Origin of the sequence: Mesorhizobium sp. M7A.F.Ca.US.005.03.2.1 (assembly GCF_003997795.1) — a bacterium.
In the GTDB taxonomy this organism is placed as follows: domain Bacteria; phylum Pseudomonadota; class Alphaproteobacteria; order Rhizobiales; family Rhizobiaceae; genus Mesorhizobium; species Mesorhizobium ciceri.
On sequence record NZ_RZRP01000070.1, the window covers coordinates 1 to 13399 of the forward strand.

The 13399-nt window shown below is 63.7% G+C and carries 13 protein-coding genes; 3 read left to right on the top strand and 10 right to left on the bottom strand.

The genetic code is table 11. The features are described 5' to 3' along the window. Positions 1–3 precede the first annotated feature (3 nt). The 3 genes from EN991_RS06380 to EN991_RS06390 all read left to right on the top strand — a co-directional run bounded on the left by EN991_RS06380 (position 4) and on the right by EN991_RS06390 (position 3237). A complete protein-coding gene (locus tag EN991_RS06380; RefSeq protein ID WP_127368391.1) occupies positions 4–909 on the top strand; it encodes an ABC transporter permease in 906 nt (301 codons plus the stop codon). Then, complete coding sequence (locus tag EN991_RS06385; RefSeq protein ID WP_024503371.1) at positions 899–1714, top strand: ABC transporter permease; 816 nt, start codon at positions 899–901, stop codon at positions 1712–1714. Before EN991_RS06380 ends, EN991_RS06385 begins: the two co-directional genes overlap by 11 nt. Positions 1715–1809: 95 nt before the next feature. After that, entirely contained in the window at positions 1810–3237 is a 1428-nt protein-coding gene (locus tag EN991_RS06390; protein ID WP_013528020.1) for a gamma-aminobutyraldehyde dehydrogenase, read from the top strand. Between the two features lie 174 nt (positions 3238–3411). Here the strand turns inward: EN991_RS06390 and EN991_RS06395 are convergent, their stop codons facing one another. From EN991_RS06395 to EN991_RS06440, 10 genes are all read right to left on the bottom strand, one after another. After that, positions 3412–3726, bottom strand: coding sequence for a hypothetical protein (locus tag EN991_RS06395; RefSeq protein WP_013528019.1), 315 nt, complete (start codon positions 3724–3726; stop codon positions 3412–3414). A 54-nt stretch (positions 3727–3780) separates the two neighbouring features. Further along, positions 3781–4143, bottom strand: coding sequence for a nuclear transport factor 2 family protein (locus EN991_RS06400; protein ID WP_024503372.1), 363 nt, complete (start codon positions 4141–4143; stop codon positions 3781–3783). An 81-nt stretch (positions 4144–4224) separates the two neighbouring features. Next, positions 4225–4704, bottom strand: a complete 480-nt coding sequence (locus EN991_RS06405; RefSeq protein ID WP_013528017.1) for a carboxymuconolactone decarboxylase family protein — start codon at positions 4702–4704, stop codon at positions 4225–4227. A 110-nt stretch (positions 4705–4814) separates the two neighbouring features. Then, positions 4815–6368 (bottom strand): alpha/beta fold hydrolase, encoded by a 1554-nt coding sequence (locus EN991_RS06410; RefSeq protein ID WP_127368386.1) that lies wholly within the window; start codon positions 6366–6368, stop codon positions 4815–4817. A 113-nt stretch (positions 6369–6481) separates the two neighbouring features. Further along, on the bottom strand, positions 6482–6793 hold the full coding sequence (locus tag EN991_RS06415; RefSeq protein WP_013528015.1) for a formate dehydrogenase subunit delta: 312 nt from the start codon (positions 6791–6793) through the stop codon (positions 6482–6484). Further along, complete coding sequence (gene fdhD / locus EN991_RS06420; RefSeq protein ID WP_127368387.1) at positions 6783–7613, bottom strand: formate dehydrogenase accessory sulfurtransferase FdhD; 831 nt, start codon at positions 7611–7613, stop codon at positions 6783–6785. Before fdhD ends, EN991_RS06415 begins: the two co-directional genes overlap by 11 nt. Before the next feature lie 2 nt (positions 7614–7615). Further along, positions 7616–10528 carry a formate dehydrogenase subunit alpha gene (fdhF, locus tag EN991_RS06425; protein ID WP_127368388.1) on the bottom strand — a complete coding sequence of 971 codons (2913 nt, stop codon included), beginning with the start codon at positions 10526–10528 and terminating at the stop codon, positions 7616–7618. Positions 10529–10538: 10 nt separating this feature from the next. After that, the gene (locus EN991_RS06430) at positions 10539–12095 is read right to left on the bottom strand and encodes an NADH-quinone oxidoreductase subunit NuoF (RefSeq protein WP_127368389.1); all 1557 of its coding nucleotides are present in this window, start codon (positions 12093–12095) and stop codon (positions 10539–10541) included. After that, positions 12092–12571, bottom strand: a complete 480-nt coding sequence (locus EN991_RS06435) for a formate dehydrogenase subunit gamma (protein WP_023811689.1) — start codon at positions 12569–12571, stop codon at positions 12092–12094. Before EN991_RS06435 ends, EN991_RS06430 begins: the two co-directional genes overlap by 4 nt. Positions 12572–12747: 176 nt before the next feature. Beyond that, positions 12748–13399, bottom strand: a 652-nt coding sequence (locus EN991_RS06440) for a LysR family transcriptional regulator substrate-binding protein (RefSeq protein WP_127368390.1), incomplete at its 5' end; no start/stop codon positions are given.

Genomic DNA, 13399 nt, shown 5'->3' on the forward strand with positions numbered 1-13399 from the left:
GGTCTGCGCGGCGCTCTGTCGGACCTTTTCTGGCGCAAGCCCAAGGTCCTGTTGCTGCTCATGCTGCTGCCTCCGGTTTTGTGGCTGGGCATCGTCTATATCGGCTCGCTGTTTGCGCTGCTGGCGCAGAGCTTTTTCTCCATCGACGAGTTTTCCGGCCTCATCAACCGCGAGTTCACGCTCAAGACCTATGGCGACCTGTTCCAGGCCGCCAATCTCGACATCATCCTGCGCACGGTGACGATGGCGGCTCTGGTCACGCTGGCCTCGGCCGTCATCGCCTTCCCCATAGCCTACTACGCGGCGCGCTATGCGCGCGGCCGCTGGAAGGCCTTGTTCTATCTCGGCATCATGCTGCCGCTGTGGTCGAGCTATCTGGTCAAGATCTACGCCTGGAAGCTGATCCTGGCCAAGGAAGGCATTCTCACCTGGCTGCTCGCCAAGCTGCATTTGTTGTGGGTTCTCGACGCTTGGCTGTCGCTGCCGATCGTCGGCGGCAATTCCCTGTCGGTATCGTTCACCGGCACCTTCATCGTCTTCGTCTATGTCTGGCTACCGTTCATGATCCTCCCCGTTCAGGCGGCGCTCGAGCGCGTGCCCGGCAATCTGGTCGAGGCCTCGTCCGACCTCGGCGCTTCACCGGGACAGACCTTCCGCAACGTGCTGTTTCCGCTGGCGCTGCCGGGCATCGTCGCCGGTTCGATCTTCACCTTCTCGCTGACGCTGGGCGACTACATCATCCCGCAGATCATCGGCACCTCGCGTCTGTTCATCGGCCAGGCGGTCTATTCGCAGCAAGGCACCGCCGGCAACATCCCGCTCGCCGCCGCCTTCACCGTGGTGCCGATCGTCATCATGGGCTTCTATCTCTGGGGCGCCAAGCGCATGGGGGCCTTCGATGCGCTCTGATGGTTCCCAGTCGGCTCCGCTCGGCCTGAAGATTGCCGCCGCCTGCGGGCTGCTGTTCCTGCACCTGCCGATCCTGCTGATCTTCGTCTATGCCTTCACCACCGAAGAGAAGAGTTTCGTCTGGCCGCCGCCAGGGCTGACGACGCAGTGGTTCGCCGTGACCTGGAACCGGCCAGATGTCTGGCAGGCGCTGTCGCTGTCGGTCAGGGTGGCCGCGATTTCGACGGCGATCGCGCTCATCCTCGGCACGCTCTGTTCGGCGGCGGTGTCGCGGACAAGATTCTTCGGCCGCGAAACCATCTCGCTGCTGGTCATCCTGCCGATCGCGCTGCCCGGCATCATCACCGGCATTGCGCTGCGCTCGGCCTTTTCGCTGGCCGACATCCCGTTCTCGTTCTGGACGATCGTGCTTGGCCACGCCACCTTCTGCGTGGTCGTCGTCTACAACAACGCCGTCGCCCGTTTCCGCCGCACTTCCGGTTCGATGATCGAGGCTTCGATGGATCTCGGCGCCGACGGTTTTCAGACCTTCCGCCATGTCGTGCTGCCCAACATCGCCACGGCGCTGCTTGCCGGCGGCATGCTGGCCTTCGCGCTGTCCTTCGACGAGGTCATCGTCACCACCTTCACCGCCGGCCAGCAGCAGACGCTGCCGATCTGGATGCTGGAAGAACTGATCCGTCCGCGCCAGCGCCCGGTCACCAATGTCGTTGCCATGGTCGTCATGCTGGTGACGTTGCTGCCGATCCTTGCCGCTTATTACCTCACCCGTGACGGCGACCAGATCGCTGGAAGCGGGAAATGAAAAACAGCGAATAGGGAGTAGCGAATAGGGATCGACGGTCAAACCCTACTCGCTTTCAGCTACTCGCTACTCGCTTCTGTAAAGGGAGAAACCTTATGGACACCCAGATGCTGATCGGCTCGAAATTCGAGAAGGGCACCGAGACCGAGGAGCCGATCCTCAATCCAAAGACCGGGGCGACCATCCTCAACCTGCCCGAGGCCAGCCAGGCGCAGATCGAGGCGGCGGTCACTGCTGCCGAACAGGCGTTCGTCTTGTGGTCGCGCACCACGCCGGCGCAGCGCTCCGGCTATTTGCTGAAGATCGCCGACCGCATCGAAGCCGACGCGAAGGAGTTCGCCACGCTCGAGGCGCTCAACTGCGGCAAGCCGATCAACGCCGTGCTCAATGACGAAATCCCGGCGATCGTCGATTGCTACCGCTTCTTCGCCGGCGCCGTCCGTTCGATGCCGGGCGTCGTCGCTGGCGAATACATTCCCGGCCACACCTCGATGGTCCGTCGCGATGCCATTGGCATCGTCGCTTCCATCGCGCCGTGGAACTATCCGCTGATGATGATGGCCTGGAAGCTGGCGCCGGCGATCGCCGGCGGCAACACCGTCGTCTTCAAACCGTCCGAGCAGACACCGCTGACGGCGCTGAAGCTGGCAAAAATCCTTGCGGACATCCTGCCCGAAGGCGTCGTCAATGTCGTGCTCGGCCGCGGCGACAGCGTCGGCAACACGCTGATCAATCATCCCAAGGTCAACATGATCTCGATCACCGGCGATGTCGCCACCGGCAAGAAGGTGCTGCAGGCGGCCGCCAAGTCGGTCAAGCGCACGCATCTCGAGCTCGGCGGCAAGGCGCCGGTCATCGTCTTCGACGACGCCGACCTCGGCGCCGTGGTCAACGGCCTGCGTGCCTTCGGCTATTACAATGCCGGCCAGGACTGCACCGCCGCCTGCCGCATCTACGCCGGCAAGAAGATCTACGACAAGCTCGTCGCCGATCTCTCCTCGGCCGTCTCGACCATCAAGTACGACCGCCCCGACGATACCGAAAACGAAATCGGCCCGCTGATCTCGCGCCGCCAGCGCGACCGCGTCTCGAGCTTCGTCGAGCGCGCCTCGGAACTGAAACACATCGAGATCACCACCGGCGGCAAGCCGGGCGAGGGCTCCGGCTTCTACTACCAGCCGACCGTCGTCGCCGGCGCGCTGCAGGAAGATGAGATCGTGCGCCGCGAAGTGTTCGGCCCGGTCGTCTCGGTTACTCGTTTTTCGGAAGTCGACGAGGCGGTGAACTGGGCCAATGACAGCGACTACGGCCTGGCGTCATCCGTATGGACCAAGGATGTCTCGCGCGCCATGGCGACGGCCGCCCGCCTGCAATATGGCTGCACCTGGATCAACACCCACTTCATGCTGACCAACGAGATGCCGCATGGCGGGTTGAAGCAGTCCGGCTACGGCAAGGACATGTCGCTCTACGCACTGGAGGATTACACCGCCGTGCGGCATGTGATGGTTGCGCATGGCTAGTTTTGCCTTGTCCCCTTGTGGGAGAAGGTGGATCGGCGCGTAGCGCCGAGACGGATGAGGGGTGTTCCAGCTTGACGCCAGCTTACCCCTCACCCGGGTTGCCAACCGATTTGTGAAGGACAAATCGGGGCAATCCGACCTCTCCCACAAGAGGAGAGGTAAGACCGCAGACCACTACTCCACGATGCGATAGATATTCCACAGGCTGGTGCCAGACACGACATAGGGCTCGATCTCCTTGCCCCATTTCGCGTGCGCGTCGATCTTGCCGATCTTGGCGAAGAACGCCTCCAACTGGGCCAGGCTTTCGACCTGGTGATGGGACTCGACCGTCGCCTCCCGCGCGCCGATCGAACCGGTCATGATCTGGAATTCCAGCTCGTCGAGGCCGACCTGTGACCCGATCTCGCGTTCCCATTTCTTCAACAGGTCGAGCACGGTCTGCTTGTGTCCGAACTTGGCGTCGATCTGCCATCTGGCGCTGAACATCGTCTTCTCCTCTAGGTTTGCGGCCCAGGCCGCGGTTGATCCACGGTTGTTGATCTACTCGTCCCAGGCCTGCACGACGGTCTGTCTTGCGATCCGACCGTTCTTCAGCTCCAGCATCGCTGCGCAGAACACCTTGGTCCCGTCCGGATAGGCGCAGGCTTGGGTGAAGGCGAGGCTGTCGCCGTCGGCGATGGTGGTGTCGACCTTGTGGGTCATCGCCCGGCTGCAGATGTCGTCCCAGAATGTGGTGATCGCGGCGCGCCCGCGGATTTCACGCGGCTTGCTCGGCGGGTTGTTGCGGTCGATCACCCGCACCAGCGCGTCTTCGGCATAGAAGCTCGACAGCATCTTGCCGTCACGGGTTTCGATCGCCTTCTTGATCGCGGCGCCGTCCACTGTTTGGGTCTTGGTCAGCATTTCATCCTCCATTGGCCCGTCTTCCGACCGGGCGGTTGATGGTCGATGTGCCGTCCGGCGCTCATCGCCGGGCAGTGGTTCTTACTGCGACTTCGCCTTGACGGCCGCGAATACGTCGTCGGTCTGCTTCTTGAAGGTCGTCAGATCGACCTGGCTGCCGTTGAGCATCGTCGACCAATGGCGCACGATGGCGGACATCGCCACCGCCTCCTTGATCTCCTCGTCGCTGGCGCCGTTGAGCTTGGCCGCCTCGGTGTGGAAATAGATGCAGTACTGGCATGGGATCTGCGCCGCGACGGCGAGGCCCAAAAGTTCCTTGGTCTTGCCGTCAAGCGCCGTCTTCGGGTTGAGCTGCACGCCCTTAATCTCGGCCCAGGCGCCGGCGACGGCCACATCCGGCAGGGTCTTGAACATGTCCGGCACCGAGCCGAGCGTTGCCTCGATGTCCTTGTAGGCGGCCGCCGCGGACGCGTCCTCGGCCTTTGCGGGAGAGATGGCGAACAACGCGCCGACGCTTGCAGCGATCACAAGCAATTTGAGTGTCCGGTTCGACTTCAGCATTTCCTCCTCCGTTCGCAGCGCCTTTCCCAGCGACATCCGCCTAGCCTGCGTGGAGAGAATTGATAGCGCTTACCCGCCCATGGCCGCTTCGCCCGAAAGCGCCATGGCTCTCATGGCCCGTGCGGGCCAGGGTGCCTGGCCGAAAACGCCGCCGCCGCCGCCCGCGACGGCAGATCCAGCTTGAGCAGTATGTTGGCGACATGGCGCTTGACCGTGTGTTCGCTCAGCCGCAATTCGGCGGCGATCGCGGCATTGCTCTTGCCGTCGGCGACGAGGCTCACCACCTCGCTTTCGCGCGCCGTCAATGCGGCCGGCTCGGCGGTCTTGGGTTTGGGCCGGCAGGCGGGTTCCAGATGCTGTTCGGACGTCGCATGGACCAGCGCCAGCGGCTGCTCCAGCTCGTCGACACTGATGCGCCCGGCGTCGGTGAAATGCAGGCCCGACCCAGCCGCCAGATCGGCGATCAGACGCGACGCGATAATGTCGCCGCGGCCGGCATGGGCGGCCAGTTGAATTGCCACCCGCGCCGTCGTCCCAACGGGTGGACCGCGCACTTCGATCTCGCCGACATGCGCCCCTTGTGCGCTTGCCACGCCGATTTCCTGCGCCGCCTCGCGCAGCGCTGCCGCGCAGCGTATGGCGCGTGCCGGGCCGTCGAAGCGCGAAATCATCAACTCGCCATGCAGGCCCGCCGAACGCCCGCCATGGCGCCCGACCAGCAGCCGCCAGGTTTCCTGGAAGCGTTGGCTGCGTTCGCTCCACATCCGGTCGCCGAGCCGTGCCGTGTCGTAGATGCGTGTCACCAGTAGTGCGGCCAGCACGCGGTCTACTTCGCCCACGGCGCGTTCGCCGGTCAGGAATTCCTCGATCAGGTCGGCCACCCCATCGACATCGCCGGTCCAGATCGGATGGTCGCGTCCGGGAATCTCGACCAGCCGGGCGCCGGGGATCTTCTGTGCAAGGAAGCGGCTGGCATCGGGGTCGACCCGCGCATCGTTGCGGCGATGGATTACAAGCGTCGGCGCGCTGATCACGCTCAGGATATGGCGGATGTCGACGTCGGCGTTCATGCGCGCCAGCGCCGCCGCCGCCGTCGGGCTCGCCGACAATCGTTCGAAACGTGCCCACCACTGGGCGAAATGCGCGTCGTCGACCCGGCTCGGCGCGAAATGGGGCAGCGTGGCGCCAGTGCCCCAGGCTGTCTCCGCCATCTCGATGAAAGCGTCGAGGCGTTCGGGCGACATCACCCATTTGTGGAAATGCGCATAGCCGCCATAGAGCGCCAGCGCCCGTGTCCGCTCCGGATAGGTGGCGGCGAACAGCATCGCCATCGGTGCGCCTTCGGAGGAGCCGAGCAGCGCCGCACGGCCGCTGCCGGCGGCGTCCATTACCGCGCGCACATCGTCCATCCGCGTCTCGAGACTGGGCAGGTTATGCGCGTCGACACGGTCGGACAGGCCGGTGCCGCGCTTGTCGAACAGGATCAGCCGAGAGAACGCCGAAAGCCGCTTCAAGAGCCTGGTGTAGCCCTCGTCTTCCCAGTGCAGGTCGAGGTTGGAAATGAAGCCCGGCACGAAGACGAGATCGAACGATCCCTGCCCGACCACCTGATAGGCGATCCGCACATCGCCGCTACAGGCGTATCGCGTCTCGATCGGCCTCACGAGATTTCCACCCCGGCCTGACGATTTCCGGTCGTCAAACCATAGCAGAACAGCGCAGATTGCGGCAGCTTAAACTTTAGCGATTGTGAATGTAAGCTGGCGCGGCTTGGCGGCTATTCCTGCGAGGCGGCGACGTCGGCAGGGGAGGGCTTGAGCCCGAGTTTGAGGTCGGCCGCAGCCGGCGTGATCGGTCGCTTGATCCTGGCGGAGGCGGCCACCACCAACTCGTTGAAGTTCCCGGTGCCGTCGTCCAGCATTTCGAAGAACTGCCGCCGCATCCTCGGCTCCCAGAACTTGTTGATATGCTCGGCGACGCCGGCAATGCCTTCCTCGCGCGGCTTGGAATGGAAGAAGTCGGCGATCTGGTTTGCCATGCGCACCAGCTTCTCGGCGGTGCTCATAATGTGTTCTTCGTCATGCGACATGCTTGGCAACTCCGCAAACCACCCGGTCGGGGTGGGTGAAAATATCAAAATCGTCGCCGCGAACCAGCGCCACCAGCGTCATGCCGGACTCTTGCGCCGTGCGGATGGCAAGGGCGGTCGGCGCCGAGACGGCGATGATGAAGGCCGAACCGATAGAAGCCGTCTTCTGCACCATTTCGACCGAAACCCTGGATGTCACCACGACAGCACCGGATGCGCCCTCGATGCCGGCTTTGGCCAGCGCACCCGCCAGCTTGTCGAGCGCATTGTGACGGCCGACATCTTCGCGCGCCATGACGATGCCCTTGCCGGGCACATAGAAGCCGGCGGCGTGCACGGCTCCGGTCTCGGTGTGCAGCGGCTGCACTTTCGACAAAAGCTTGACCGAACGGACAATATCGTTGGCATCAAGCGTAAGCTTTGACACACCAACCGCATCCACCGAACGCATCGCTTCCTCGATCGATTCGATGCCGCAGAGCCCGCAGCCGACCGGACCCGCGAGCCTTCGCCGCCGCGCTTCGAAGCGCGTGTTGGCTCGGTCCTTCAGCCGGATCTGGATGTCGATGCCGGCGCCATGGTCCTCGACCTCGATGGCTTCGATCTCCTCCGGCGCAGCTACAATGCCCTCGGTCAGCGAGAAGCCAAGCGCGAAATCCTCGAAATCGGCCGGGCTTGCCATCATCACCGCATGCGTGGTGCCGGCAAAGGAGAACGCCACCGGCGTCTCTTCCGGCACCATGCGGTTCGCCGTAGCAGTGCCGCTGGCGCGGTGCGCCAGCCGCGATACCTGCGTCGTGGCTTTGCGCCGCGCGCTCAAGACTACTCCGCCGCCTGCAAAGACGCGATGCGCCGGCTCTGCTTGGCTTGCTCGTCATAGTCGCGCTGCCATTCCGACGGCCCATTGGAGGCGCCGACCTGCACCGCCGTCACCTTGTATTCCGGGCAGTTGGTCGCCCAGTCGGAGAAGTCGGTGGTGATCACGTTGGCCTGCGTGTCCGGATGGTGGAACGTCGTGTAGACCACGCCGGGCGACACCCGGTCGGTGATCAGCGCGCGCAGCGTCGTCTCGCCCGAGCGGCTGGTCAGCCGGACCCAGTCGCCGTCGCGCAAGCCGCGGTTCTCGGCATCGTGCGGATGAATCTCCAGCCGGTCCTCCGAATGCCACATGCTGTTATCGGTGCGCCTGGTCTGCGCGCCGACATTGTACTGCGACAGGATGCGGCCGGTGGTGAGCAGCAGCGGGAAGCGCGGCCCCGTCCTTTCGTCCGTCGCCACATATTCGGTACGGATGAACTTGCCCTTGCCGCGCACGAACCCGTCGATATGCATGATCGGGGTGCCGAGCGGCGCCTTCTCGTTGCAGGGCCATTGCACGGACCCGACACGGTCGAGCAGCTCGAAGGAGACGCCGGCGAAGCTCGGCGTGGTCATCGCGATCTCGTCCATGATTTCGGAGGGATGCTTATAGTTCCAGTCCAGCCCGATCGCGCGGGCAAGCTCCTGCGTCGCCTCCCAATCGGCGTAGCGCGCCTTCGGCTCAAGAACCTTGCGCACCATGTTGATGCGGCGCTCGGCGTTGGTGAAGGTGCCGTCCTTCTCCAGGAAGGTCGAGCCCGGCAGGAAGACATGGGCGTAGTTCGCCGTCTCGTTGAGGAAGAGGTCGTGCACGACGACGCATTCCATCGCGGCAAGGCCGGCTGCGACATGCTTGGTGTCGGGATCGGACTGCAGAATGTCTTCGCCCTGGATGTAGATGCCCTTGAAGCTGCCGTCGACGGCGGCGTCCAGCATGTTGGGGATGCGCAGGCCGGGTTCGTCGTCCAGCTTCACGCCCCACAAGGTCTCGTAGATATCGCGCACGGCTTCGCCGGAGATGTGGCGATAACCGGGCAGCTCATGCGGGAACGAGCCCATGTCGCAGGAGCCCTGCACGTTGTTCTGGCCGCGCAGCGGGTTCACGCCGACGCCGGGCCGGCCGATATTGCCGGTGGCCATGGCGAGATTGGCGATTGCCATCACAGTGGTCGAACCCTGGCTGTGTTCCGTCACGCCCAGGCCGTAATAGATCGCGCCGTTGCCGCCGGTGGCGTAGAGACGCGCAGCACCGCGGATCAGCTCGGGATCGACGCCGGACAATTTGCCGACGGTTTCGGGGCTGTTTTCCGGCAAGGCGACGAACGATGCCCAATCCTGGAACTCCGTCCAGTCGCAACGTTCGCGGATGAAGGCTTCGTCGAACAAGCCCTCGGTGACGATCACATGCGCCAGCGCCGTCAGCACGGCCACATTGGTGCCGGGCTTCAGCGGCAGGTGGTAATCCGCTTCGATATGGGCCGACTTGACCATCTCGGTGCGGCGCGGATCGAGCACGATCAGCTTGGCGCCCTGGCGCAGCCGCTTCTTGAGCCGCGAGGCGAACACCGGGTGAGCGGAAGCCGGATTGGCGCCGATGATGACGGCGACATCGGTGAAGTCGACGGAATCGAAATCCTGCGTGCCGGCAGACGTGCCATATGTCTGGCCGAGCCCGTAGCCCGTCGGCGAATGGCAGACGCGTGCGCAGGTGTCGACATTGTTGTTGCGGAAACCCTGCCGCACCATCTTCTGGACGAGGTAGGTTTCCTCATTGGTGCAGCGCGACGAGGTGATGCCGCCGATCGCGGTGCGTCCGTACTGGTACTGGATGCGGCGGAATTCCTTGGCGGTATGGCCGATCGCCTCTTCCCAGCTTACTTCGCGCCACGGATCGGTGACCTTTTCGCGGATCATCGGCGACAGGATGCGGTCCTTGTGGGTGGCGTAGCCATAGGCGAAACGGCCCTTCACGCAGGAATGGCCGTGGTTCGCCTTGCCCTCCTTGTAGGGCATCATGCGAACGACTTCGTCACCCTTCACCTCGGCCTTGAACGAGCAGCCGACGCCGCAATAGGCGCAGGTGGTGACGGCCGAGCGCTCCGGCAGGCCCTTGGCAAGCACCGTCTTCTCACGCAGCGCATCGGTCGGGCAGGCCTGGACGCAGGCGCCGCAGGACACGCATTCCGAATCGATGAACGCCTCGTGCATTCCCGCCGAAACCCGGGATTCGAAGCCGCGTCCCTCGATGGTCAGCGCAAACGTGCCCTGCACTTCTTCGCACGCCCGCACGCAGCGCGAGCAGACGATGCATTGCGAGGCATCATAGGTGAAATAGGGGTTGGATTCGTCGCGGGCGATGTAATCGACTGCCAGCGAGCCATGGCCGGGCGCCACGCCACCTTCCGGCTTGACGTGGTTGCGGCCCTCGATGCCGTAGCGGTTCTCGGTCAGACCGATCGACTTCGCCACCGCGTCGAACTCGCTGGCGCCGGTTCCGGCCTGTTCGTTCCAGCCGGTCGGATGGTCGGAGACGTAGAGCTCCATGACGCCACGGCGAATGGCATCGAGCCGCTCGGTCTGCGTGCGCACGATCATGCCTTCGCCGACAGGCGTCGTGCAGGATGCCGGCGTGCCGCCGCGTCCTTCGATCTCCACAAGGCAGACACGGCACGAACCGAAGGAGTCCAGCATGTCGGTGGCGCAGAGCTTCGGGATCTCGACCCCGCCCTCCATCGCGGCACGCATGATCGAGGTGCCTTCCGGCACGGTGATGCTGCGCCCGTCGACGTTCAGCGTGACCTGCTTCTGCGCCTTCGATTGCGGGGTTCCGTAGTCGATCTCTTCGACGAGGGAGGGGAAGTCGGCCTTGATGTTCATCTGCCAGCTCCTATTCGGCAGCCACGCGCACGGGCGCGGGCTTGAAGTCGTCGGGGAAATGGGTGATCGAGCTCATCACGGGGTAGGGCGTGAAGCCGCCCAGCGCGCAGAGCGAGCCGAATTTCATCGTGTTGCAGAGGTCGGTGACCAGAGCGAGGTTCTTCTCCGGCTCGATGCCCGCGGCGAGTTTGTCGATGGTCTCGACACCGCGCGTCGAGCCGATGCGGCAGGGCGTGCACTTGCCGCAGCTTTCGATGGCGCAGAACTCCATGGCGAAGCGCGCCTGTTTCAGCATGTCGGCGGTGTCGTCGAACACCACGATACCGGCATGGCCGATCAGCCCGTCCTTGGCCGCGAAGGCTTCATAGTCGAATGGCGTGTCGAACAGCGCGCGCGGGAAATAGGCGCCGAGCGGTCCGCCGACCTGCACTGCCTTGACCGGCCGGCCGGTGGCCGTGCCGCCGCCGATCTCGTCGACGATCTCGCCAAGCGTCATACCGAAAGCGGCTTCGAACAGCCCTGCAAATTTGACATTGCCGGCGATCTGGACCGGGATCGTGCCGCGCGAGCGGCCCATGCCGAAATCCTTGTAGAAGGCCCCACCCTTGTCCATGATGACAGGCACAGAGGCTAGGCTGATGACGTTGTTGATCACCGTCGGCTTGCCGAACAGCCCCTTATGCGCAGGCAGAGGCGGCTTTGCGCGTACCATGCCGCGCTTGCCCTCGAGCGAATCGAGCAGCGCCGTCTCCTCGCCGCAGACATAGGCGCCGGCGCCGACCCGGATCTCCATGTCGAACGCGTGAGGGGAACCCAGCACGCTGGCGCCAAGAACGCCGGCCTTGCGGGCGATCTCGACGGCCTTGTTCATCGCCGCCACCGCATGCGGATATTCCGAGCGGACATAGACGAAGCCCTTGGTCGCGCCCGTGGCTATACCGGCGATCGTCATGCCTTCGATCAGCACGAAGGGATCGCCCTCCATGATCATGCGGTCGGCGAAAGTGCCGGAGTCGCCTTCATCGGCGTTGCAGACGATGTATTTGCGGTCGCCTGCTGTATCGAGCACCGTCTTCCATTTGATGCCGGTCGGGAAGCCGGCGCCGCCGCGTCCGCGCAGGCCCGATTCGGTCACCTCTGCGACGATGGCGGCAGGCGTCAGCGCCAGCGCGTTCATCAGTCCATTCAACCCGCCATGTTTTTTGTAGGATTCGAGCGACAGCGGATCCGTGACGCCGCAGCGCGCGAAAGTCAGCCGCGTCTGCTTGGCCAGGAAGGGGATCTTGTCCGGCGCGCCCAGCCAGCGTTTATGATGGCCGCCGGTAAGGAAGCCGCTGTCGAACAGGCTTTTGACGTCGGACGGTTTGACCGGCCCGTAGGCGATGCGGCCGTTGGCTGTAGCGACTTCGACCATCGGTTCGAGGAAATAGGCGCCGCGCGAACCATTGCGCACGATCTTGGCCTCGATGCCGCGCTCGGCGAGTTCGCCGGCGATCGCCTTGGCGACCTTTTCGGCACCAAGCGCCAGCGCACCGGAATCGCCGGGAATGTAGATACGCGGGATCATGAGCGCACCTCTGCAACGATCTCGTCGAGCTTCTCGTCATCGAGCCGTCCGATCACCTCGCCATCGAGCATGGCGGCGGGCGAACAGGCGCACAGGCCGAGACAGTAGACCGGCTCCAGCGTCACCGAACCGTCGCGGGTCGTTTCATGAAAGCCGATGCCCAGCAGTTGCTTCAGCTTGGCGGCGATGGCATCCGACCCCATGGACTGGCAGGATTCCGCCTGGCAGAGCTTCAACACATGCCGGCCTGCCGGATGGCTTCGGTAATCGTGATAGAAGCTGACGACGCCGTGCACCTCGGCCCTGGAAATGTTCAGCGCCTCGGCGATGACCGGCAGCGCATCCTTGGGCACATGGCCGAACTCTTCCTGGATGCCGTGGAGGATCGGCAGCAAAGGGCCTTCGAGCCCCTTCATCTCCTGGATGATCGCGGCCGTGCGCGACGTAATCTCGGTACTTGCAGGCTGCATTGTCATGCAGCGCCCTCCCTATCGTAGCGACCCACGCATATCGGCCAAAAGCATCAAGCTGTTTTGGAACAACGACATGCGCGTGCCGCTTTATCGCTAAGTGCTTAAGAAACCAGAGAAAACCTCTGAAATCAATAAAGCGGTTTCGTTGTACGATAGAAATCTTCTATCGTTCCGTTTGACTAACCCTGTCTAGCGGAACGGTTGGCATGGAAATCGTCCGCCAGCGCCATTGCCTCGTCCAGCAGCGCCGAGACCAAAGGTGTGTGCGGTTCGCGCGGTGTCGCCACCAGGCCGACCGTGTGGCTGGCGTCTGGTTCGATGATTGGAATGGCCCGGATCGGTTCGGAAAAGCCGAATGTTTCCGCAAGGTTGAGCGGCATGATCGACGACCATTTGCTGGTGCGGATGTGCGAAAACAGCACGATCATCGAATTGGATTCCAGCGTCGGTCGCACCTGCACGCCGGCTTCGGCCAGATGCTGGTCGATGATGCGGCGGTTCTGCATGTCCGGCGTCAACAGGCACAGCGGCAGGCTTGAGAGCTCCGCCCATGTCACTTTGTCGCGGTCGGAATAGGGATTTCCCATCGCGGTGATCAGTTGGTAACGCTCGTCATAGAGCGGCACGCTGGTCACCCGCCCCAGCGGCTCGTTGTCGAGATAGGTGATGCCGGCATCGATGTCGAAATTGCCGAGCAGCGACAGCACCTCGATCGAGGTCCGCGACAGCACCGAAAAGGTGACGCCGGGATGCTTTTCGCGAAATGGCGTCGTCAGCCGCGGCAGCATGGCGAGCGCCGTCGGGATGGCGGCGATGCGGATACGGCCCGAA

Excerpts from the sequence above, each read along its gene's own strand:
- EN991_RS06400 (WP_024503372.1), bottom strand. The coding sequence starts at position 4,143 with ATGCTGACCAAGACCCAAACAGTGGACGGCGCCGCGATCAAGAAGGCG.
- EN991_RS06435 (WP_023811689.1), bottom strand. The coding sequence starts at position 12,571 with ATGACAATGCAGCCTGCAAGTACCGAGATTACGTCGCGCACGGCCGCG.
- EN991_RS06405 (WP_013528017.1), bottom strand. The coding sequence starts at position 4,704 with ATGCTGAAGTCGAACCGGACACTCAAATTGCTTGTGATCGCTGCAAGC.
- fdhF (WP_127368388.1), bottom strand. The coding sequence starts at position 10,528 with ATGAACATCAAGGCCGACTTCCCCTCCCTCGTCGAAGAGATCGACTAC.
- EN991_RS06390 (WP_013528020.1), top strand. The coding sequence starts at position 1,810 with ATGGACACCCAGATGCTGATCGGCTCGAAATTCGAGAAGGGCACCGAG.
- EN991_RS06395 (WP_013528019.1), bottom strand. The coding sequence starts at position 3,726 with ATGTTCAGCGCCAGATGGCAGATCGACGCCAAGTTCGGACACAAGCAG.
- EN991_RS06430 (WP_127368389.1), bottom strand. The coding sequence starts at position 12,095 with ATGATCCCGCGTATCTACATTCCCGGCGATTCCGGTGCGCTGGCGCTT.
- EN991_RS06385 (WP_024503371.1), top strand. The coding sequence starts at position 899 with ATGCGCTCTGATGGTTCCCAGTCGGCTCCGCTCGGCCTGAAGATTGCC.
- EN991_RS06415 (WP_013528015.1), bottom strand. The coding sequence starts at position 6,793 with ATGTCGCATGACGAAGAACACATTATGAGCACCGCCGAGAAGCTGGTG.